The organism is Sphingomonas sp. ACRSK, assembly GCF_022346685.1.
GTDB classification, from domain to species: domain Bacteria; phylum Pseudomonadota; class Alphaproteobacteria; order Sphingomonadales; family Sphingomonadaceae; genus Sphingomonas; species Sphingomonas molluscorum.
Genome location: NZ_JAKRNR010000003.1, coordinates 21,754 through 43,478 on the forward strand (window position 1 = coordinate 21,754; position 21,725 = coordinate 43,478).

The 21,725-nt window shown below is 65.4% G+C and carries 21 protein-coding genes; 16 read left to right on the plus strand and 5 right to left on the minus strand.

The features are described 5' to 3' along the window. Nucleotides 1–17: 17 nt before the first annotated feature. Both cueR and MHZ35_RS02460 read right to left on the minus strand, forming a co-directional pair. Nucleotides 18–401 (minus strand): Cu(I)-responsive transcriptional regulator, encoded by a 384-nt coding sequence (gene cueR, locus MHZ35_RS02455; protein WP_017980795.1) that lies wholly within the window; start codon nucleotides 399–401, stop codon nucleotides 18–20. Further along, the gene (locus tag MHZ35_RS02460; RefSeq protein ID WP_446741006.1) at nucleotides 398–2,755 is read right to left on the minus strand and encodes a heavy metal translocating P-type ATPase; all 2,358 of its coding nucleotides are present in this window, start codon (nucleotides 2,753–2,755) and stop codon (nucleotides 398–400) included. The genes cueR and MHZ35_RS02460 overlap by 4 nt, the downstream gene beginning before the upstream one ends. A 331-nt stretch (nucleotides 2,756–3,086) precedes the next feature. Between MHZ35_RS02460 and MHZ35_RS02465 the strand changes: the two genes are divergently transcribed. From MHZ35_RS02465 to MHZ35_RS02475, 3 genes are all read left to right on the plus strand, one after another. Continuing rightward, nucleotides 3,087–4,400 carry a hypothetical protein gene (locus tag MHZ35_RS02465; protein WP_017980793.1) on the plus strand — a complete coding sequence of 438 codons (1,314 nt, stop codon included), beginning with the start codon at nucleotides 3,087–3,089 and terminating at the stop codon, nucleotides 4,398–4,400. Between the two features lie 70 nt (nucleotides 4,401–4,470). Next, a complete protein-coding gene (locus MHZ35_RS02470) occupies nucleotides 4,471–5,349 on the plus strand; it encodes a DUF4396 domain-containing protein (protein ID WP_017980792.1) in 879 nt (292 codons plus the stop codon). A gap of 89 nt (nucleotides 5,350–5,438) precedes the next feature. Next, a complete protein-coding gene (locus MHZ35_RS02475; protein WP_017980791.1) occupies nucleotides 5,439–5,771 on the plus strand; it encodes a four-helix bundle copper-binding protein in 333 nt (110 codons plus the stop codon). A gap of 45 nt (nucleotides 5,772–5,816) precedes the next feature. On the opposite strand, the gene MHZ35_RS02480 is transcribed toward MHZ35_RS02475, so the two are convergent. Genes MHZ35_RS02480 through copC form a run of 3 tightly spaced genes read right to left on the minus strand, consistent with a single transcriptional unit; the run spans nucleotide 5,817 to nucleotide 7,438 of the window. Continuing rightward, on the minus strand, nucleotides 5,817–6,086 hold the full coding sequence (locus MHZ35_RS02480) for a flagellar biosynthetic protein FliQ (RefSeq protein ID WP_017980790.1): 270 nt from the start codon (nucleotides 6,084–6,086) through the stop codon (nucleotides 5,817–5,819). Nucleotides 6,087–6,138: 52 nt separating this feature from the next. Further along, entirely contained in the window at nucleotides 6,139–7,065 is a 927-nt protein-coding gene (gene copD, locus MHZ35_RS02485) for a copper homeostasis membrane protein CopD (RefSeq protein ID WP_017980789.1), read from the minus strand. Between the two features lie 4 nt (nucleotides 7,066–7,069). Then, nucleotides 7,070–7,438 (minus strand): copper homeostasis periplasmic binding protein CopC, encoded by a 369-nt coding sequence (copC, locus tag MHZ35_RS02490; protein WP_020486671.1) that lies wholly within the window; start codon nucleotides 7,436–7,438, stop codon nucleotides 7,070–7,072. Between the two features lie 127 nt (nucleotides 7,439–7,565). Between copC and MHZ35_RS02495 the strand changes: the two genes are divergently transcribed. From MHZ35_RS02495 to MHZ35_RS02555, 13 genes are all read left to right on the plus strand, one after another. Beyond that, nucleotides 7,566–7,835: a hypothetical protein gene (locus MHZ35_RS02495; RefSeq protein ID WP_239434237.1), complete on the plus strand. Its 270-nt coding sequence runs from the start codon at nucleotides 7,566–7,568 to the stop codon at nucleotides 7,833–7,835. Further along, entirely contained in the window at nucleotides 7,832–8,272 is a 441-nt protein-coding gene (locus MHZ35_RS02500; RefSeq protein WP_017980786.1) for a periplasmic heavy metal sensor, read from the plus strand. The genes MHZ35_RS02495 and MHZ35_RS02500 overlap by 4 nt, the downstream gene beginning before the upstream one ends. 10 nt (nucleotides 8,273–8,282) lie before the next feature. After that, a complete protein-coding gene (locus tag MHZ35_RS02505; protein ID WP_017980785.1) occupies nucleotides 8,283–8,852 on the plus strand; it encodes an RNA polymerase sigma factor in 570 nt (189 codons plus the stop codon). Nucleotides 8,853–8,919: 67 nt separating this feature from the next. Then, the gene (locus MHZ35_RS02510; RefSeq protein ID WP_017980784.1) at nucleotides 8,920–10,953 is read left to right on the plus strand and encodes a copper resistance system multicopper oxidase; all 2,034 of its coding nucleotides are present in this window, start codon (nucleotides 8,920–8,922) and stop codon (nucleotides 10,951–10,953) included. Beyond that, nucleotides 10,950–12,242 (plus strand): copper resistance protein B, encoded by a 1,293-nt coding sequence (locus MHZ35_RS02515; protein WP_024310688.1) that lies wholly within the window; start codon nucleotides 10,950–10,952, stop codon nucleotides 12,240–12,242. The genes MHZ35_RS02510 and MHZ35_RS02515 overlap by 4 nt, the downstream gene beginning before the upstream one ends. Nucleotides 12,243–12,245: 3 nt before the next feature. Then, entirely contained in the window at nucleotides 12,246–12,842 is a 597-nt protein-coding gene (locus MHZ35_RS02520; protein ID WP_017980781.1) for a c-type cytochrome, read from the plus strand. A 25-nt stretch (nucleotides 12,843–12,867) separates the two neighbouring features. Beyond that, complete coding sequence (locus MHZ35_RS02525; RefSeq protein ID WP_017980780.1) at nucleotides 12,868–13,605, plus strand: PepSY domain-containing protein; 738 nt, start codon at nucleotides 12,868–12,870, stop codon at nucleotides 13,603–13,605. Nucleotides 13,606–13,765: 160 nt separating this feature from the next. Further along, nucleotides 13,766–14,131, plus strand: coding sequence for a DUF305 domain-containing protein (locus tag MHZ35_RS02530; protein ID WP_018251211.1), 366 nt, complete (start codon nucleotides 13,766–13,768; stop codon nucleotides 14,129–14,131). A 68-nt stretch (nucleotides 14,132–14,199) separates the two neighbouring features. Continuing rightward, nucleotides 14,200–14,652 carry a DUF411 domain-containing protein gene (locus tag MHZ35_RS02535; RefSeq protein WP_017980778.1) on the plus strand — a complete coding sequence of 151 codons (453 nt, stop codon included), beginning with the start codon at nucleotides 14,200–14,202 and terminating at the stop codon, nucleotides 14,650–14,652. An 897-nt stretch (nucleotides 14,653–15,549) separates the two neighbouring features. Then, entirely contained in the window at nucleotides 15,550–16,767 is a 1,218-nt protein-coding gene (locus MHZ35_RS02540; RefSeq protein WP_018251210.1) for a TolC family protein, read from the plus strand. Next, on the plus strand, nucleotides 16,764–18,263 hold the full coding sequence (locus tag MHZ35_RS02545; RefSeq protein ID WP_061780583.1) for an efflux RND transporter periplasmic adaptor subunit: 1,500 nt from the start codon (nucleotides 16,764–16,766) through the stop codon (nucleotides 18,261–18,263). The genes MHZ35_RS02540 and MHZ35_RS02545 overlap by 4 nt, the downstream gene beginning before the upstream one ends. Continuing rightward, nucleotides 18,260–21,397: an efflux RND transporter permease subunit gene (locus tag MHZ35_RS02550; protein ID WP_018251208.1), complete on the plus strand. Its 3,138-nt coding sequence runs from the start codon at nucleotides 18,260–18,262 to the stop codon at nucleotides 21,395–21,397. Before MHZ35_RS02545 ends, MHZ35_RS02550 begins: the two co-directional genes overlap by 4 nt. Then, a complete protein-coding gene (locus tag MHZ35_RS02555; protein ID WP_017980774.1) occupies nucleotides 21,397–21,723 on the plus strand; it encodes a copper-binding protein in 327 nt (108 codons plus the stop codon). The genes MHZ35_RS02550 and MHZ35_RS02555 overlap by 1 nt, the downstream gene beginning before the upstream one ends. Nucleotides 21,724–21,725: the final 2 nt, after the last annotated feature.

Below are 21,725 nucleotides of genomic sequence, written 5' to 3' on the forward strand. Positions count from 1 at the left end.
AAAGTTAGCCGCGCAAGTTATTCAGCCAAGCGTTCGATGATCGGACAATCAGGCCGATCATCGCCATGACAGGCTTGGGCGAGCCCGGTAAGCGAGCGGCGCATGGCGTCCAAGACGCGGACCTTGCGGCCCAGTTCGGCAGCGCGGGCTTCCGCCAGCGTCTTCACTTCCGCGCTCGACCGATCGCGATCCGACCACAGCCCCAGCAGCGTGCGGATTTCCTCGATCGGGAACCCCAGGTCGCGCGCGTTGGCGATAAATCGCAGCCGATGAACGTCAGCGTCGGCGTAGTCCCGGTAGTTCCCGCGCCGTGGCGGCGCGGGCACCAAACCAATCTTTTCATAGTGGCGGATCATGCGTTGGGAGACGCCGCTGGCGTCCGACGCCGCTCCGATGTTCACAGCTTTACCGCGTTGAGCCGCAGTGCGTTCAGGACCACGGTGAAGGACGAGAGCGCCATCGCTGCACCGGCCAGCATCGGCGACAGCAGGATACCGGCAACCGGGTAAAGCACGCCGGCCGCAACCGGCACGCCGATTCCGTTGAACAAGAACGAGAAGAACAGGTTTTGGCGGATATTTCGCATCGTCGCGCGAGCGAGCTTGCGGGCGCGCACGATCGCCGAGAGATCGCCGCGCGTGAGCGTCATGCCGGCGCTTTCGATCGCCACGTCTGTTCCCGTTCCCATCGCCAAGCCGACATCCGCGGCGGCGAGCGCCGGGGCGTCGTTGATCCCATCGCCCGCCATTGCGACCCTTGCGCCGCTCGCTTTCAGCTCGCCGATGATACGCGCCTTGTCTTCCGGCAGCAGATCGGCGCGCACGTCATCAAGACCGCCCACGGCGCGCGCGACAGCATCGGCCGTCCCACGATTGTCGCCGGTGAGCATGACGACCCGCAGGCCCTCCTTGCGAAGCGCGGCAATAGCGTCGCGCGCCGATGCGCGCACCGGATCGGCGACTGCGAGCAGACCGGCGAGCGCCCAGTCGATCGCGACGAGGATGATGCCCGCGCCTTCGCCACGGTGACGATCGGCCGCGGCGTCGACCGGCTTGAGATCAGCGCCGATCCGGCTCATTTGCACCGCATTGCCAATCACGACCGAGCGGCCGCCCACCGTGGCGCTGACACCCAGCCCGGTTTGCGAGGCAAAGTCCGCGACTGTGCCGAGCTGCAATCCTCGTTCTTTGGCGGCAACGACGATTGCGTGCGCGAGCGGATGTTCGGATTGGCCTTCGACGGCCGCGGCAAGCGCGAGCATGTCGTTCTCTCCGACCGCGCTGACCGTCTCGACCGCGATCAGCTTGGGCTTGCCTTCCGTGAGCGTACCCGTCTTGTCGATGACAAGGGTATCGACCTTTTCCAGCCCCTGTAAGGCTTCCGCGTTCTTCACCAGCACGCCGGCCTGAGCGCCGCGTCCCGTGCCGACCATGATCGACATGGGCGTGGCGAGCCCGAGCGCGCACGGGCAGGCGATCACCAGCACTGCGATGGCGTTAAGCAGGGCATGGCCCATGCGCGGCTCAGGGCCGACCAGCGACCAAGTGATGAAGGTCGCAATCGAGATCAGCACGACGAGCGGCACGAACCATCCTGAAACCCGATCGGCGACCGCCTGTATCGGGGCGCGGCTTCGCTGCGCTTCCGCGACCATGCGGACGATACGCGCGAGCATCGTGTCCGAACCAACCGCGCGGGCTTCCATCACCAGGCTGCCCGTCCCGTTGACGGTGCCCCCGGTAACGATCGCCTCGACTTCCTTGAGGACCGGCGCGGGTTCGCCGGTGAGCATGGCTTCGTCGACCGACGAACGACCCTCGACCACGACGCCATCGACCGGGATGGCTTCACCGGGGCGGACCCGCAGCCGGTCACCGGTTGCCACGTCGGCAAGCCCGACTTCTTCTTCAGAACCGTCAGGCTGCAAGCGTCGCGCCGTCTTGGGGGCGAGATCCATGAGAGCGCGGATCGCGCGCCCTGTCGCCGCCCTAGCGCGCAGTTCGAGCACTTGCCCGAGCAGCACCAGTGTCACCACGACGCCGGCCGCCTCGTAATAGACGGGAACCATGCTCCCATGCGTGCGGAAGGTCGCTGGGAAGATGCCCGGCGCGAGCGTCGCGACCACGCTATAGAGGAAGGCGGCACCTACGCCGATCGCGATCAGTGTGAACATATTGAGATGGCGGGTACGAAGCGATGTCCACCCCCGCTCGAAAAACGGCCAGCCCGCCCACAGCACGATCGGCGCGGTGAGTGCGAGCTGGACCCAAGGCGAGGCCGCAGGGCTAACCACATGCAGGCCTAACATTTCCGCGAACATCGAGACGACGAGCAGCGGGATCGTGAGCGCGCCCGCCACCCACAGTCGGCGCGTGAAGTCGACCAGCTCAGGGTTGGGAGTATCGTCGAGCGACGGTTCTTCGGGTTCGAGCGCCATGCCGCAGATTGGGCAAGTTCCCGGCCCTTCCTGGCGAATTTGCGGGTGCATCGGGCACGTCCACATCGCCCCCGGCGTCGCCATCGGCTCCGGTTTCGGCTTATCGCTCAGATAGGCGTCAGGATTGGCGACAAACTTGCTCCGGCACCCTGCGCTACAGAAATGATAGGCATGACCAGCGTGCTCGGCATGGTGTGTCGTTTTTGCGGGATCGACCGTCATGCCGCACACCGCGTCGATCACTGCTGCTGCGGCATCGTTGTCCTTACTGCCCGAGCAGCAGCCGCCCGCTTCGGTGTGATGATGTTCGTGCTCGATCTTTGCGGGAGCGGCCGAGCCGCCCCCGCAACAGGATGAGGGCGTGGAGACCGATTCAGGCGCAGGCTTCGAACAGCCGCAACCCCCGGCTTGGGAATGGGAATGAGGGTCGTTCATGGCAAGACTCCTTCGACCCGAGAGCATGTAGGGTATGACACCGTGTTAGGGTCAAGGCCCTGTCGGCACCGCTGGCGTGTATGTTGAATCTACGCGCGGGAGCGGCGTTGCCCTCATATTGCGGGGGCCAGCTCTACACCCTCGACGCCATAAGGGCCGCAGCTTAGGTCTATTACTAGCTCGCCAAACGCGGGCCGGGGGCAATCGGGGACATATGGCAGCGCAGATCGACAGTCTTTCTACTGGCACCGACCATGACGGCCTGGTGCGCCGCTTAATTGCCCGCTGGCGTGACGATCAGGGCGCGACCTATCGGAGCTGGTTTCTTTGGGACGAGCGGTTGAAGAACTTCCGATCAATCCGGCGCGGCATCACCCAGGTTGTCGGCGAGATCGAGCGCGGCACGTTCGGCGTCGCCTACCGCGGATCGTCGCTCGAAACCGTCGTCCATTCCGTCGCCGAGCAGCGGCAAATCTTCAAGGGCGCGGACCATGCGTTCCTCTGGAAGCCGAAGCTCCGCATCCCCGACATTTACGAGAGCCCCGACAATCAGCGCGCGTTCGGCCGCTTGCTCGACGCCTGTTCCTGTTGCGACACGGCCGAGGAGATCATCAGCCATATCCACGCGATCGACCGTTTGAAGATCAAGGGGCTGGGTCCGGCGGTCGCCAACCTCCTCTACTTCCTTCACCCGACGCTGGTGCCGCCCTTCAACACCGCAATCGTTAAGGGCTACAACGCGCTGACGGGGGCGAATGTGAAGCTCGGGAGCTGGGAGCATTTTCTGGCGATGCGGACCGGCATCCTCGATCTCAACGACCGCTTCCGCGAGCTGCTATCGAATGATTTAGGCGCGATCGGCGGTCTGTTGTTCGACATCGGCTCCGATCGCTATCCGGCTCCGCCCCTCGACGTGAGCGGCGCGACGCTGGCGAGCTGGGGGCAGCGGCTTGAGGCGGCGCGCGAGGAAGCGCGCACGCTCAGCAAGGCCGCTCAGCGCGAGGGCGAGAACGAGCGCACCCATACCGAAATCCAGGCATGGCTTCGCGATCTAGGGTTGGCGCTCGGCTATGACGTATGGATCGCCGCGAACGACCGCAGCCGCGCCTTCGACGGATCACCCTTGGGCGCAGGATGCCTTGAGCGCCTGCCCGACACGATCGCGACGTCGAAGGGCGCTGACTCGATCCGGCTGATCGACGTGCTGTGGCTTGAGAAGGCCGGCGATCATGTCGCCGCGGCGTTCGAGGTGGAGCATTCGACCTCGATCTATTCGGGCATCGTCAGGATGCTCGACCTGGCCTTGAGCGGTGGCGACCTTCACGCGACCGCGGGGCTGTTCCTTGTCGCGCCCGACGCGCGCGAGACGGACGTTCGCGCGCAGTTGCAGCGGCCCGCGTTCAGCCGCGTAGCCGACCTCGACATATCCTACCTGCCCTATGGCGAGCTGGAGAAGAACCGGGAGGCCATCGCGCGGTTCGGATCGGGACTGAAAGCGATCAAGGCCGTTTCCAGCAAGCTCGCCTAGCCCGCTCCGCGCAAGGGATGATCCGGAGAGCCGCGTATCCTCTAGCATGTAGAGGAGTGCTGCCGTGACGATGCCATCCCCGGCCCCCTGGCTCGACGCCGTGCTGATCGGGTGGTTCGTGCTGACCGCCCTTTCGGTCGCTTACGTCGCGTGGGATGCCTTCACCCGCAACCCCGAGCTGCGCGTGATGAAATGGGGGTGGCTGTTGGTCACGCTCTATGGTGGCCCGATCATGGCCGCGGCCTATGTCCTGTCCTGCCAGGAGCCGGCGAACGAGCGGCACGAGGATTTCGTTCGACCGCTCTGGAAGCAGGCGTTCGGCTCGGCCATCCATTGCATGGCGGGCGATGCAACCGGCGTCATCGCCGCAGCCGCGATCACCACGGCGCTCGGCCTGCCGATGTGGCAGGACGTGATCGCGGAATATGTGTTCGGCTTCGCGTTCGGACTGCTGATTTTCCAGGCGCTTTTCATGCGCGACATGGCGGGCGGTTCCTATTGGGGCGCGCTTCGCATGTCGTTCATCCCCGAATGGCTGTCGATGAATGCCGTCATGGCCGGCATGATCCCGACGATGGTGGTGTTGATGAGCCGCGACATGGCCGCGATGCACGCCAGCTCGCTCCGCTTTTGGGGCGTCATGTCGCTGGCGACACTCGTCGGGTTCGCAGTCGCCTATCCGATCAACCTTTGGCTGGTTGGCGTGCGCTTGAAGCACGGCATGGGCACGGTGCGCGCGCTGGGGCATGGCGGACACGAAGTCGGCGCGGACCGGCAATCGGCCACGCCGATGCCGGACATGGGACACGACGCAATGGCAGGGATGAGCGGCATGGCGGCCGGCGCGCGCGTGACCGGACCTCAGATCGCCGCGATGACAGTGTTGACGCTCATCATGCTTGGCGCGGGCATCATCGTTGCGACGCTGTTCGGTCGGTGGGCCATGTAACTTGCCGCGAACGACGGAGATCGCGGCAAGGGGTGATCGCGCGGCGCGCGTATCTAGGAATAGGCGGGGGCTCATACGGAGATAATGCGATGCACCAGATCGACCCCGGCATGAAGGCGTGCATGGACGCCTGCCACGAATGCCATGTGACCTGTCTTCACATGGCGATGAACCATTGCCTCGAAATGGGCGGCCAGCACGCCGCGCCCGAGCATATGAAGATCATGGCCGACTGCGCGCAAATTTGCGCGGTTGCGATCGACTTCATGGCGCGCAAGTCCGCCCACCATCAGCATATCTGCCGCGAGTGTGCCGAGATCTGCCGGGCTTGCGCAGCGAGCTGCGAGGCCCTGGGCGGCATGGAGGATTGCGTGGCAGCGTGCCGGAAGTGCGCCGATTCCTGCGATCGGATGGCGGCATAGCGGGGCTTGCGCGGGCGGTCGCCCGCCCGCGCAGCTATCTGCATATCAACGGCCCATGCTCGCGATCACAGCGAACAGCTCGGCCGTGAACTTGGTCAGGAGCTCGGTCGCTGCGCTCCCGAAAATCACCAAACATACGCCTAGCGCGATCAGCTTAGGCACGAAGCTCAGCGTCTGTTCGCTAATCGACGTCGCCGCCTGGATGATGCTGATTATCAGCCCGACGATCATCATCGGCACGAGCAGCACCACGCAGATCAGGCCGGCCACGGCCAGCATCCTCCCCGTCTCGTCGAGCAGGATCGACTGATCCATCAGGCGCGGCCCCGTGAACGGCCGGGGACCGCGAGGGCTCCCCGGCCGCGCATCACATCGCCGATGCAGGCGGCGCGAGCGTCCCGAGCCAGGCGATCAGCCCGAGAACCGCGATGACACAGGCGGTTTCGATCGCCAGACTTGTCCGCAGCGCGCCGAGGGCGCCCTTGTGATCGTCCGCTGCGATCGACCGCTCGAATGCCGGCGTGAGCCGGAAGCGGTTGAGCGAGGCGAGCCCTAGCATGGCGACGAACAGCGCCAGCTTTGCGATCAGGAGCTGACCATAGAGCGTCGCAGGAAGCGTGGCGAGGTTGCCGATCCCGACCAGCATCCAGCCGTTGACCAGGCCGGTGACGAGGATCGTGCCGACCACAACCGTCCCGATCGCGCCGAACCCGTGCAGCGCGCGGTGCGTCAGCCCCAGATGCGCCGCGTCTACGCGCGCCGCGGGTCGGGAGACGAGCAGGAGCAGCCCCAGTAGTGCGCCAACCCAAGCGCCCGAGGCGATCAGATGGAGAATGTCGACGATGAGGTGGACCCAGCCCATCACGGCTTCGTCCATCGCGCCGTGTCCGGTCCACGCCAGCGTTGCGAGTGCCACGGCCGAGCAGAGCGCGACGATGCTCAGCCAGATGCCGCGCCCGCCCGCGACCAGCGCTGCCAGCGCCGCGAGGGCCACCATGACCATGCGCAGCTTCCATGCTGCTCCGATCGCAGAGCCGGTGAGCAGCGCGCCGACTGCTTCACGGTCGATCGGCCAGGCCGGCGTTCCGGCCATTGAGGAGGCCATCAGCACGACCCAGGCGCCTGAAAACAACAGGCTCAGGCCAGCGCTGGCGATGAACCAGGGACGCAGCGCGAGCGCGTCGCCGCGCTCGCGCGCCCGCAGCCCATAAAGGCTGAATGCGGCAAGGCCGAACAGCGCAGCCAGCGTCACGTAGAGCGCGAAGCGGACGCCGATAAGCGACCAGTCCCCCATCGCCTCACTTCACCGCGAAGACGTAGGTTCCTGCGACCTTGTGGGTGTCGGTCGAGACGACATTCCACGCGACGCTATACCGACCCGATGGGAGCGGCGATTTCGGGGTGATGACGAGGGTCCGGCCATCGGACGAGAGCGCGGAGGCGCTGGCCATCTTCATGGCTGCCATGCCGGGCATCGCTGCCATCGTGAGATCGGCCTTGGAGAAGGCTGGCATCAGCTTCTCGCTGAAATGAAGTTCGATACGAGCGGGCTTCGCGACCGTCGCATTGGCGGCCGGCGATGCCGACACCAGCTTAGGATGGGCGTTCGCCGTTCCGGCGAACATGACGAGAGCGGCAGCAGCAGTCAGAACGGATAGGCGGCGCATAGGGGGCCTTTCGACAGGAGGGTTCCTGTCCTTCATTACGCGCCCCGATCGACCACCCCTCACGGATGGATTTGAGGGATGGGCGCGTCGCTTGCGTAATCCATGCTAGAGGGGTGGAGTGAACGACATGGACCTCGACGCAGTAATGATGAGGCTGGCGCAAGCACCCGTGCCCGCGAGCCTTGATGGCATGGAAGATCGCGTGCTGGCGCGGGTCGCCGCACGTCCAGCGGCGCGCGCCGGCTTAGGCGTTGGGGCAATGACGATCGCTGCGGCGCTCGTCATGGGCATCTTCGGTGCCGGTGTGCCCGCGAAGGAAGCCAGCGCGGCTTCGCTATCGCCCTTGGGGCCGGTGTCGCCGCTCGCGCCCTCCACGCTGCTCGTCGGCGTGCAATGAGCGGCCGCATCCGCCTTCTGCTTGGCATTGTCGCGTGCTTCATCGCCGCGATCATCGGTGTGTTCGTGGGGCGGGCGCTACTTCCGCCACGTGCCCAGCCCGGCTCGGAGCTGCACGACGTGCTGCATCATAAGCTGGCGCTGGACGCCAACCAGGAAGCGCGACTTGAAGTGCTGGAGCAGCGTTTCGCCGTGCAGCGGCGCGCATTCGAGCTGGAATTGCGGGCGAACAATGCCCGGCTCGCTGAAGCGATCGAGGCCGAGCATGGCAACGGGCCGCGCGTCGCCGCAGCGGTCGACCAGAGCCACGCCGTCATGGGCGAGCTCCAGAAAGCGACGCTGGCGCACATCTTCGCCATGCGCCAGCTCTTGCGGCCCAATCAGACCGGCCAGTTCGATCAGGCCGTGGTGAAGGCGCTCACCGACGACGCACGTTGAGGTTCGGCGCGTGAGCCTCGACTGGACCACGCTTACGGACGGCGAGCTGGCGACCCTCAGCATCGCCGGGCGCGAAGCCGCCTTCGCCGAGATCATGCGCCGCCATCGGCAGTCAATCTTCCGCATGGTGCGCGCGTGCGTCGGCGAGGCCGACGAGGCGCTGGACCTTCTGCAGGAGACCTTCGTCGCGGCGCATCAGGCCCTGCCCCGCTACGACGGCGATCGATCGATGCGCGCGTGGCTATCGACGATCGCGATCAACAAGTGCCGCGATTGGGGGCGCAAGCGCACCGTGCGGCGCTTTCTGGCGTTCGCCGCACCGATCGGCGCGGAAGCCGAAGCCATTGCAGACGACCAGGTGGCGATCGACGACGCGACGGGCGACCGACAGGAACTCGACCGCGTGACGCGCGCCATTGCGGGCTTGCCGACCGCATTGAAGGAATCCTTGGTGCTGCGCACGATCGAGGGGTTGAGCCAGGCTGAAACCGCGGCAGTGTTGTCGATCAGCGAAAAGGCGGTAGAAACCCGCCTCTATCGCGCGCGATCGAAGTTGCTGGAGCGATTGGGCGGGCGCTGAGGGATAGCGCCCTGAGCTGCGTATCAAGGCTAGAGGGACACTCCCGTTCGAGAGCCTTGAGGACCGTATGAGCCGCACTATCGATCGCCGCCAGATGCTTCGCGGCGCCGCCCTTGCTGGCGGTGGCATGGCGCTGACCGCCTATATGCCCGCGTGGGCGCAGCCTGTCTCGGGCGGGATCGTCAAACCGCTGCCGACCGTCTCGGGCACTGACATCGCGCTGACGATCGACAGTTTCAGACTTCCCGTCGACGGCAAGTCGACGCCCGCAATCGGCGTCAACGGCACGGTGCCGGCCCCTCTCATTCGCTTGAAGGAGGGGCAAAAGGTCCGCCTCTCCGTCACCAACAATCTCGACGAGGACAGTTCGATCCACTGGCATGGGCTGCTCGTGCCGTTCGCGATGGACGGCGTGCCCGGCATCAGCTTCCCCGGCATCAAGGCGCGCTCGACCTTCATCTACGAGTTCCCGATCATCCAGTCGGGCACCTACTGGTATCACAGCCATTCCGGCGAGCAGGAGCAGGGCGGACTTTACGGGCCGATCGTGATCGACCCGGCCGGTGCCGATCCGATCGCGTTCGACCGCGAGCATGTGATCGTGCTGTCCGACCACAGCCAGATGACCGGCGAGCAGATTTTCCGGAAGCTGAAGCAGATGGGCGGCGCCTATTTCAACTATCAGCGGCCGACCCTCGCGGGCTTGCTCGCGGGTCGGGAAATGCCGCTCAAGGACCGGATCGAGTGGGGAAAGATGCGAATGGACCCCGCCGACATCGCCGACGTCACCGGCTCGACCTATACCTTCCTGGTCAACGGCTACGGGCCGTATGACAACTGGACGGGGCTGTTCAAGCCGGGCGAGCGGGTCCGCTTGCGGATCATCAACGCCGCGGCGCAGACCAACTTCAACGTCCGCATCCCCGACCTGCCGATGACCGTCGTGCAGGCCGATGGGCAGAATGTCCGTCCGGTGAAGATCGACGAGTTCCAGATCGGCGTTGCCGAGACGTTCGACGTGATCGTGACGCCCGAGGACCGGGCCTACAGCTTCGTCTCCGAGGCTATCGATCGCTCCGGCATGGGCCGGGCGACGCTCGCCCCGCGTGAGGGGATGGTCGCCCCGGTCCCGCCGCTTCGTCCGCGCACGCTGCTGACCATGACCGATATGGGCATGGACATGGGGAGCATGGGCGGGATGCAGGGCATGTCCGGCATGAAGGACGAGAGCCCGGTCGCCACGCGCGGGCCGGACCCCACCTTGATGCAGAACGCCTCGCGCAATCTTTGGAAGCTGACGGGCTGGAAGGGGCCGACCGATCACGGGACGGTCGCGGCAGGCGCAGCGATGGCGGGCATGTCCGGCATGTCGGGCATGGACCACAGCCAGATGGGCGGCGCTGTAATGCCCGGGATGGACCATAGCCAAATGGCAGCGGGCGGTGCTGGCATGGCCGGCATGGACCATAGTGCCATGTCGGGCGGATCGGGCCAGGCTGGCGGCATGGCCGGGATGGACCACGGGTCGGGTGGCGGCATGAACATGAACATGCGCGACCCGAAGAATGCGCCGGGCGTGAAGATGGGGCCGGGCGTGCAGACCATCTCCCCGATGCCGAAGGACCGTAGCGGTGAACCGCCCCAGGGTCTGGGGGGCCTGGATCACCGCGTCCTCACCTATCGCGACCTCGTTTCGCTCGCGCCCAACCCCGACGTGCGCGCGCCGTCGCGTCAGTTCGAGATCCATCTGACCGGTAACATGGAGCGCTACATGTGGGGCTTCGACGGGCAGAAGCTGAGCGATCCCGCCGACCCCATCCCGTTCCGCAAAGGCGAGCGGGCGCGGGTGACGTTGGTCAACGATACGATGATGCCGCACCCCATCCATCTCCACGGCCATTTCTTCGAGCTGGTGACGGGGCACGGCAATCATGCGCCGCGCAAGCACACCGTCAACGTGCCGCCTGGAGGCAAGATGACCTTTGATCTGACCGCCGATGCACCCGGCGATTGGGCGTTCCACTGTCACAATCTCTACCACATGACCGCAGGCATGATGCGCGTCGTCACCGTTCGCCCGTTCGCGGGAGAGGCGGCATGAACCGGCTGACCGCGGCGCTCGCCGCCACCACCATGCTCGGCATCGCCGGTCCTGTCGCCGCTCAGTCGATGCAGGGCATGGATCATTCGGCAATGCCGGGCATGACCATGCCGATGCCTGCGAAAAAGAAGCCGGTGGTGAAGCCCACGGCCAAAGGCAAGCCGGCCAAGACTAGGTCAGCTCCTGCGAGGCGACCATCAGCTTCGACGACGAAACGCCGCGCCGCGCCAACGGCCGGCATGAATGGTATGGATCACGGGACCATGCCGGGCATGGATCACTCGTCTATGCCCGGCATGGACCATGCGGCTCCGCAGGGCTCACAGCAGGGCATGGAAGCCATGCCGGGGATGCAGATGCCCGGAAACGGCCAAACGGTCCCTCAGGGCTCCCAGCAGCCGATGCAGGGCATGGACCATTCGGCGATGCCGGGGATGACCATGCCAGCCGACCAGCACAGCGGCCACGACATGCAGGGCATGTCGGGAATGGCCGGAATGCCAGGCATGGCGGCCGATGGGGTGCAGCAGACTGGCACCGCGCTTCCCGCAGGAAACGCCCCCGCCCCGCCCCTGCCGACCGACCATGCGGCCGACAGCGTTTACGGCGCGGACGCGATGGCGATGGGTCGCCATCACCTTCAGCAGCATCACGGCGGTCAAAACTTCAGCCAGGTGCTATTGAACCTCGCTGAGTATCAATTCCGCAACGGTCGTGACGGCTATCGCTGGGATGGCGAGGCGTGGTTCGGGGGTGACATCAACCGCCTCTTCATCAAGTCTGAGGGCGAGGGAGCCTTCCGCGAGGGCATCGAGAGCGCCGAGGTGCAGGCGCTCTATAGCCGGACCATTGGCCCTTATTTCAATCTACAAGCGGGTGTCCGCCAGGATTTGGGGCCGTCCCCGAAACGCACCTATGCGACCGTCGGGCTGGAGGGGCTGGCACCGGGCTTCTTCGAGCTAGAGGGCGCGGTATTCCTGTCCAACAAGGGCGACCTGCTAGGGCGGCTTGAGGGCTATTACGACCAGCGCATCACCCAGCGGCTGATCCTGCAACCGCGCGCCGAGCTCAATTTCGCTGCGCAGGACGTGCCGGAAAACCGGATCGGATCGGGCCTATCCAACGCCGAGCTTGGATTGCGGCTGCGTTATGAGATCCGGCGCGAGTTCGCCCCCTATGTCGGCGTGTCATGGGATCGCCGCTTCGGCGACACCGCCCGCTACGCGCGCGCCGATGGGGATCGCGCAACGTCCAAGAGCATCGTCGCCGGCGTTCGTGTCTGGTTCTGATCGATGGAGGAACAGATGGCTCAAGACGGCAGGCGCTCGATAAGGCAGCACTTCCCGAGCCTGCCGTTCGTAGGCGCCCTGGCGATCGTCCTGGCGCTGGGCGCAGCCGCGTTTATCTACCTTGGCGTGTATAACATCGCGGCCGACGAACCGCACACGCCGGCGGTCTATTCAATGCTCGAACGCCTGCGCGATCGGTCGATTGAGGCACGCGCGCGCGGCATAACACCCCCGGCCGATCTGGCATCGGCGCAGCGCGTGTCAGTCGGCGCGGGCCTTTACGGAGAAATGTGTTCCGGTTGCCATCTCGGCCCCGGCGTCGAGAAATCCGAGATGAGCCAGGGCCTCTATCCACAGGCGCCGGAACTCGCGCGCGCTCAAGATCTCACCCCCGCCCAGCAATTCTGGATCATCAAGCACGGGGTGAAGCTCAGCGCCATGCCGGCATGGGGCAAGACGCATCCCGACCCCCTAATTTGGAATATGGTCGCGTTCGTCCGCAAGCTCCCCGGCATGACGCCCGAACAGTATAAGGCACTGGTCGCGAGCGCCCCGGCCGATCACGACGAGATGATGAAGGACATGCCGGGTATGAAGTGACCCCGGCGACGAGGTTGAGGGAGGAGTGGTTCTGAAAAGCGCGAAACTGAGGCTGCATCTACTCGCGAGCCGCACGCACAAATGGCTCGCGATCATCATCGGCGCGCAGCTCCTGCTATGGTTCGCAAGCGGCGCCCTGATGAGCTTCCTGCCGATCGATCGGGTGCATGGCGATCACCTCGTTGACCGCAAAGCCGCGGCGCCCCTTCCCCGCGGCAGCACGTTCGCCCCACCATCGGCGATCGTAGGCGCAGCAGATGCGCCCATCGAGGCCATCACCTATCGCATGTGGCTTGGCCGCCCGGTCGCCGAGGTCGCGACAGCCAAGGGAACGCGCCTGTTCGACGCCGCGACGGGCCAAGCGCTGCCAGCACCAACGGCTCGTGAGGCCGAGGAGATCGCGCGTTTGGCATGGCGTGGCGGTGCTCGACCAGCGGCGAAGGTAGAGCGGATCGAGCGCGCCAGCCCCGAATATCGCGGCACGCTCCCCGCCTGGCGCGTCGCGTTCGCCGACCTCGATTCCACCCGCGTCTTTGTCGCGGCCGACACCGGTCGGATCTCGGCTGTCCGAACCGGCACTTGGCGGCTCTACGACTTCTTCTGGGGCCTTCACATCATGGATTGGACGAATCACGAGAACTTCAACACGCCCTGGCTGCTCGCCTTCGCGATCGGTGGGCTTGCGCTTTGGTTAGGGGGGGCAGTGCTTCTCTACATGCGATGGCCCAAAACGCGGCGTCGCAACATCGTGATCGAGGCATAATATACGCGGCTCAGGAGCGTAGCCCTCGGAAATAAAGTCCTGTTTCCTGACAATTTCTCGCGCGTTCTAGCACCCCGGGTGAGGGATAGCCGCCTCGCACGCGTAGAAGTCTTAGAACCCAGGGAGATCAATAATGCGCTTCGCACCAACATTCGCAGCTTTGGCGCTGCTCGCCACGCCCGCCCTCGCGCAGCAGAGCGGCGGAATGCAGGGCATGAACCACGGTCAGATGGCCGGCATGAACCACGACGACATGGCGGGCATGATGGCCGGCAATCCCTACGGCCAGGCCGAGATGGACATGCATCAGAAGATGATGGCGGCCAAGCAGGGCGACGCGGCCGAAATGTGGACGCGCAAGATGATCGAGCATCACCGAGGCGCCATCGCCATGTCGCGCGTTGCGGTGCGTGACGCGCGCGACGCCGAGACCAAGCGCATGGCGCAGATGACGATCACGAAACAGGAAAAGGATATTGCCGAGCTGCAGGCGTGGCTCAGCAAGCACGGCAAGCGCCCGCAATAAGGGAGCGCTGCCCCGCCCTGTCGATCCCCCTACCCCCCGGCAGGGCGGGGATTTCCTTTTAGGAGCTGATGATGAAGAATGGTGTTCGTGGCGCCGTCGCCGCCTTGCTAATGACCATCCCAGCGGTCGCATCGGCCGCGGCCGACATCGCCATGCACCGCGATCCGGGTTGCGGCTGTTGCGAGAAATGGGCGGCGCAGGTGCGTCAGCAGTTCGGCCGCAAGGTCCAGATCATCGACGATGATCGCCGTGAGGTGCTGCAGCGTAAGATCGGCCTGCCCGCTGACCTCGCGTCCTGCCATACCGCGATCATCGACGGCATGGCGTTTGAGGGACATGTCCCGATCGCGGACATGAAGCGCGCGCTGGCCCAGCATCCTAAAGGCGTGCGCGGCTTGGCCGTGGCCGGAATGCCGATGGGCTCACCGGGCATGGAGGTGCCCGGCATGAGAACCCAGCCCTATGACGTCATTGCGTTCGGTGCCGCTGGCCGGCGTGTCTTTGCTAGCCACGGCGCCTAAACGACAGGTTGTCTTGTGAGCGGCAAATCTTCCCCGGCGCTTCATGCCGGCACTACGGCACCCGGCAAACCACCCGTATTGACCTCGGCGTTGACAATTGGGATAGTATCCGGGTGTTGAAAGCTCGTCTTTCTCTCTTGCTTCTTGTTGGAGCGTTGCTTGGCCTTTTGGGCCAAGGAATTGCGTATGCGGCCGGCCCATCGCTCTCACCCAAGATGGCGATGAGCCATGTCACCCCATCCCGCATGGATTGCGCGGGTATGGCGACCCCGGATCCGTCATCGGAACACCCATGCAAAGGACTGACGCTGGCGTGTATCGCCCAAATGGGATGCGTTGTTCCCATGACGTTTGAGAAGCCGGCAAGAGTGCTGAAGCGCTCGATCGCATCTCAAATCGTTATCTGGCCTGCCAGCCGGGCACTTGCCGGCCTCAACGTCGCTCCCGAGCCCGAACCGCCTACCGTTTGATCGAGTCAAGCCGTGTCAGGCTGCAGCCGTTCGCCGGTTGCGGCTCTGCCGATTTTAAATCTCGATCAAATTGGAAAGTGACATGAAAACGTTCATCTTGGCGGTATTTGCCGCTAGCCTCGCCGCGTCGGCAGCGACGGCGGCCACATCTGAAAATAAAAGCAATGGTCATTGGGAGTGGCGTTCCAATTACCAGCCGGGCCCGCGGGCGCCGCTTCAAGCCCCACGTCGCGTATGGGTTACGGACGTTCCCCAGTCGAGCGCCTGCGTGTGCCCGATGATGGAACGCGGTCGCGACGCCTGCATGTCAATGAAGGGCGGCCAGTCAACTTAAGCTGGCGAGCCTGAACAGGTGCCGGGCTCCGATCAACCATTTGGAGCCCGGCCATCATTATGACATGAAGGGACTAGAGGGATGCGCGCATCCATGATGCTCGCGGTCGCCGCGCTCACGACGAGCGCCGCGCACGCGCAGACACTTACCTATGACCAAGCGCTGCGCGATGCGGTTGCCAACGCCCCGGGAGCGGTTGCCGGTCGCGCGGGGGTCAGCGCCGCCCAAGCCGATGCACGTGCGGCGGGAAGCCTTCCGGACCCCCGTGTGTCGATCGGAATCGAGAATTATCCTGTCTCTGGGCCACCCGCCTTCTCCCTATCCAGAGACGACATGACGATGGGGCGTGTCGGTTTCCAACAGGACCTACCCAACCTTGCCAAGCGTCATGCCGCGCAAGCGCAGGCACGCGCCGTGATCGCAACGGCAGAAGCATCGCAAGCGACCAAGCTCCGGGAGGTGCGATTGGGAGCGGGGCAGGCATGGATCGACCTTGCTTATGCCGAGCGTCGACTAGCTGCCCTCGACACCGTTCTGCTATTCCTTCGATCTCTCCCTTCCGCTGCGCGGGCCGCCGTGACGACCGGTTCGGTCCGCCCTGGTCAGACACTGACGACCGATCAGGAGATCGCGGCACTCGACGACCGCCGCGACGAGTTGATGGCCGCCGTTGCGCGCGCCCGCGCGATGCTGGCTCGCTGGACCGGCGTATCGGCGCCCGAGATTGCCGGCGATATGCCCGCGATCGATCTGGCTCCGGCGCGGCTGCGGGACGCGCTCAGCCTTCACTCCGACATGGTTCTCGCCGAGGCCGGTATTCAGCGCGCCCAGGCCGACGTGGATGCGGCGCGAGCGGAGAAGCGACCCGATTGGGGGGTAGAGGTAGCTTATCAACGCCGTGACCCCCGGTATGGCGACATGGTGTCGGCGGGAGTTTCGATGAGCCTGCCGCTGTTCGCTCGATCGCGTCAGAACCCGCGCATCGAAGCCCGCAAATCCGCACAGGCGCAGGCCGAGGCCGCGCGCGAAGAAACCCGGCGCACATTGGCAGCCGATCTGGAGGCCGCGCTGGCGGACCACCAAATGCATCACAGCCAATGGCAGCGCGCGCGCGACGTGCTCCTTCCGCTCGCTCGGAAGCGAGCCGATCTGGAGATAGCGAGCTACTCTGCCGGTCGCGCGAGTCTTGCGGATGCCATCGAAGCCAAGACCGCGCTCGCCGACGCCGAGCTGACCGTGCTCGACCGTGAGGCGCTCGTCGCCGCAGACTCTGTCCGCCTCACCATTACCTTCGGGAGCGCCGATCGATGAGCGACACTACCATTACCCGCGCCCGCCTTGTCACCGCGGTAAGCGCGCTGGTGCTGGTCGCAGGGGGCGTGGGCTTCGGGCTCGCGAAACTTGGCACGTCCTCGGCTGCCGATCAAACGGCATCCCCAGCCCCGCAGAAGAAGATCCTCTACTGGTATGATCCGATGATCCCGGGGGAGCGGCACGACGGCCCGGGTCTCTCGTCGATGGGGATGAAACTGATCCCCCGCTATGCCGACGAGGGCGCAGGCGGTAGCGCCGCACCGGGCGTAGCGATCGATCCGGCCAGCCTCCAGCGGCTCGGCGCGCGGATCGTCACGGTCGAACGCGGATCGTTGTCAAACTCGGCCTCGGCAACCGGCAGCATCGAGTTCAATGACCGCAACGTTGCGGTCGTGCAGGCACGCAGCGGCGGCTTCGTTCAGCGCGTCTATGCGCGCGCGCCAGGCGATGTCGTGCCGGCAGGCGCCCCGCTCGCCGATATCCTTGTGCCCGAATGGGCGGGCGCGCAGGCGGAGTATCTCGCCGTGCGCCGCACCGGGGATGCCGGGCTCACGCGGGCGGCACGAGAGCGCCTGTTGCTTCTCGGGATGCCCGCCGGATCGATTGCATCGGCGGAGTGGCGCGGCCGACCGCAAGGTGTGACGACGATCAGCACGCCCGTGGGGGGCGTCATCAAGACGCTCGGCGTCCGACAGGGGATGACGGTCGCGCAAGGACAGACACTGGCGGAGGTGAACGGCCTCGCCACCGTGTGGCTGAACGCGGCTGTCCCTGAGGCCCTCGCAGGAAACCTGCGGATCGGCACGCCCGTCATCGCCACGCTGGCGGCTTTCCCGGGCGAAAGCTTCAGGGGCCGCATCGCTGCGATCCTGCCCCAGGCCGAGGCAGCGAGCCGCACGCTCACAATCCGCGTCGAGCTCCCCAACCGTGCCGGCCGGTTGCGCCCCGGTATGTTCGCCAGCGTGGCGCTCGACCAGGGGAGCCGCGATGCACTCCTTGTTCCGAGTGAGGCCGTGATCCGGACCGGCCGGCGCACACTCGTCATGTTGGCAGGGCCGGGTGGACGCTTTCGACCCGCCGAGGTTCGCACTGGCGCAGAAGGCGGCGGCAAAACCGAGATAGTCGCCGGCCTGACCGAGGGTGAGAAGGTTGTCGCGTCGGGCCAGTTCCTGATCGACTCCGAAGCGAGCCTCGCTGGCCTCGATGCGCGTCCGATTGGTGTCGAAGCGTCACCCGCAACAAAGCCGGCCGTGAAACCCACCGCGTCGATCTACGAGACGGTCGGCAGCATCGAGGCGATCGATCGCAGTTCCGTCACCCTGTCCCATCAGCCCGTTCCGGCGATCGGCTGGCCGGCCATGACAATGACGTTCCGCGTCGCCGATCCCGCGTTGGTGCGTGGGTATCGCAAGGGTGAGCGGGTGCGGTTCGGCTTTGATCAACCCGCCGATGGTCCAACGCTGCGCCGCATGACGCGCGAGGCTGGGCGATGATTGCCGCGATCATCCGCTGGTCGGTCGCGAACCGCTTCCTCGTCGTCCTGGCGGCCATCGCGCTCGCCATGGCCGGGGTGTTCGCAATGCGTGCCACCCCCGTCGATGCGCTCCCCGACCTGTCCGACACGCAGGTCATCATCCGCACGAGCTGGCCGGGCCAAGCCCCGCAGATCGTCGAGAACCAGGTGACGTATCCGCTCACCACGACGATGCTGTCCGTGCCTGGCGCGAAAACCGTGCGCGGCTATTCGTTCTTCGGCGACAGCTACGTCTATGTCCTCTTCGAGGATGGGACCGACCTCTATTGGGCGCGCTCACGCGTGCTGGAGTATCTGAGCCAGGTGCAGGGACGGCTTCCCCAAGGCGCGCAGGCCGCGCTGGGTCCTGATGCGACGGGGGTCGGCTGGGTCTATGAATACACGCTGTTGGACCGCACCGGCCGCCGTGACCTGTCGCAGCTCCGATCCTTGCAGGACTGGTTCCTACGTTATGAACTGAAAACGCTGCCCGGCGTTGCGGAGGTGGCGAGCATCGGCGGAATGGTGAAGCAATATCAGGTGCTGCTCGACCCGACGCGGCTCGCCGCATTCGGTGTCACGCACACTCAGGCCGTCGATGCCATTCGCCGCGCCAATCAGGAGGCCGGCGGGTCCGTCCTCGAGCTGGGCGAAGCCGAATATATGGTGCGCGCGTCAGGTTACTTGCGCACCGTCGACGATTTCCGCGCGATCCCGCTCAAGGTCGCCGGTGCCGGCGTCCCCGTTACCTTGGGCGACGTCGCGTCGATCCAGATCGGCCCCGAGATGCGCCGCGGCATCGCCGAGCTGAACGGCGAAGGCGAGGTCGCGGGCGGAGTCGTCATCCTGCGTCAGGGCAAGAATGCACGGCAGACGATCGAAGCCGTCAAGGCCAAGCTCGCGGAACTGAAAGCGAGCCTTCCCCCCGGCGTCGAGATCGTCACCACCTATGACCGCTCGCAATTGATCGACCGCGCGGTGGAGAATTTGACGGGCAAGCTGATCGAGGAGTTCGTCGTCGTCGCGATCATCTGCGGGTTGTTTCTGTGGCATGTCCGGTCTGCGCTGGTCGCGATCGTCACCTTGCCTCTGGGGGTGCTCGCGGCCTTGCTCGTCATGCGTGTGCAGGGGGTGAACGCCAACATCATGTCTTTGGGCGGTATCGCCATCGCGATCGGCGCGATGGTCGATGCCGCGATCGTGATGATCGAGAACGCGCACAAGCGGATCGAGCGATGGGAACACGACCATCCGGGCGTGGCGCTGGCGGGCGAGGAACGCTGGCGCGTCATCACCGAGGCCGCGGCCGAGGTCGGGCCGGCGCTGTTCTTCAGCCTCGTCATCATCACGCTGTCGTTCGTGCCGGTGTTCACGCTCGAAGCGCAGGAGGGACGGCTGTTCGCCCCGCTCGCCTTCACCAAGAGCTATGCGATGGCGGCAGCGGCGATCCTGTCGGTAACGCTCGTGCCGGTCCTGATGGGATGGCTGATCCGGGGACGCATTCCGGCCGAGAACGACAACATTATCAACCGCGTGCTCACCCGTGCCTATCGCCCGGCGCTCGACCGCGTGTTGGCGCGGCCTTGGGCGGCGATCGGCATCGCCGCCCTGGTACTGGCGACGACGGCATGGCCGCTGACCCGATTGGGTGGCGAGTTCATCCCGACGATGGATGAGGGCGATCTGCTCTACATGCCGTCCGCGCTTCCCGGCCTTTCGGCCGCGAGCGCCTCGGCCCTGCTCCAGCGCACAGACCGGCTGATAAAAACCGTTCCCGAGGTCAAAACCGTGTTCGGCAAAGCCGGGCGCGCCGAGACCGCGACCGACCCGGCACCGCTCGAGATGTTCGAGACGACCATCCAATTCAAGCCGCGCGATCAATGGCGCGCGGGGATGACGCCGGCAAAGCTGGTGGAGGAGCTGGACCGCACAGTGCGCGTGCCCGGCCTCACGAACGTATGGGTGCCTCCGATCCGCAATCGGATCGATATGCTCGCGACCGGCATCAAGAGTCCCATCGGGGTGAAAGTGTCGGGGTCCAACCTCTCCGAGCTGGACCGCATCGCCGGCAGCATCGAACGTGTCGCCAGGACCGTGCCGGGCGTCAGCTCGGCATTGGCAGAACGGTTGACCGGAGGCCGCTATGTCGATGTCGATATCGATCGGGTGACCGCGGGGCGCTACGGTCTCAACATCGCCGATGTGCAGGAGATTGTGTCCGGCGCGATCGGCGGCGAGACGATCGGCCAGACGGTGGAGGGCCTTGCCCGCTACCCGATCAGCGTCCGCTACCCCCGCGAGCTGCGTGACAGTCTGGAGGGACTGCGAACTCTCCCAATCGTCACCGCATCGGGTCAGCAGATCACACTCGGCACCGTCGCATCCGTGTCGATCGCGGAAGGTCCACCGATGCTCAAGACGGAAAATGGTCGACTCTCGACATGGGTCTATGTCGACGTGCGCGGGCGCGACCTGGCCTCCACGGTCGCCGATCTGCGCCGTGCTGTTGGCAAAGATGTTCGGCTCAGCCCCGGCGTCTCGATCGCCTATTCCGGACAATTCGAGTATCTGCAGCGTGCCGAGGCTCGGTTGATGCTCGTCGTGCCGGCGACACTCGCGATCATCTTCCTTCTCCTCTACCTTACCTTCGGTCGCCTCGACGAGGCGGCGCTTATCATGGGCACACTGCCCTTCGCGCTGACCGGCGGCATCTGGACATTATGGCTGCTCGGCTATGCGCAATCGGTCGCCACAGGTGTCGGGTTCATCGCGCTCGCCGGCGTGTCGGCGGAGTTCGGCGTCGTCATGCTGATCTACCTGAAACACGCATTGGCCGAGCGCGGGCCGTCACCGTCGGGCGAGCAAGTATCGGAAGCGATCAGGGAGGGCGCGCTGTTGCGGGTACGTCCCAAGGCGATGACCGTCGCTGTCATCGTCGCCGGGCTGTTCCCCGTGCTGATCGGGCATGGCGCCGGATCGGAGGTGATGAGCCGGATCGCCGCGCCGATGATCGGTGGAATGCTGACCGCCCCTTTCCTCTCCATGTTCATCCTGCCAGCCGCCTACTTGCTCTTGCGGCGGCGAGCTTCAACCCGCCCCGAAAGGAAGATCTGATGAAAGCCACTTTCTCCATGCGCGCCGCATTCATGCTACTAGTCACGCCGATCGCAGCGAGCGCTCTTGCTCAAGGCAGCAGGCCGGCTGCATCGGCTGTAAAATCCGGCAGCGGATCGGGGACGATCACTGCCGTCGACGCGAAAGGTGGAACCGTAACCATCAAGCACGGCCCGATCCCGACGATCGGCTGGCCCGCAATGACGATGACCTTCCGGGCATCCCCCCCGACCCTGCTCAAGGGACTGCGGTCGGGGCAGCGGGTCGCATTCACCGCCAAGGCGAAGGGTATGACGGCAGAAGTTACGGCGATCAGCCCGCATTGACG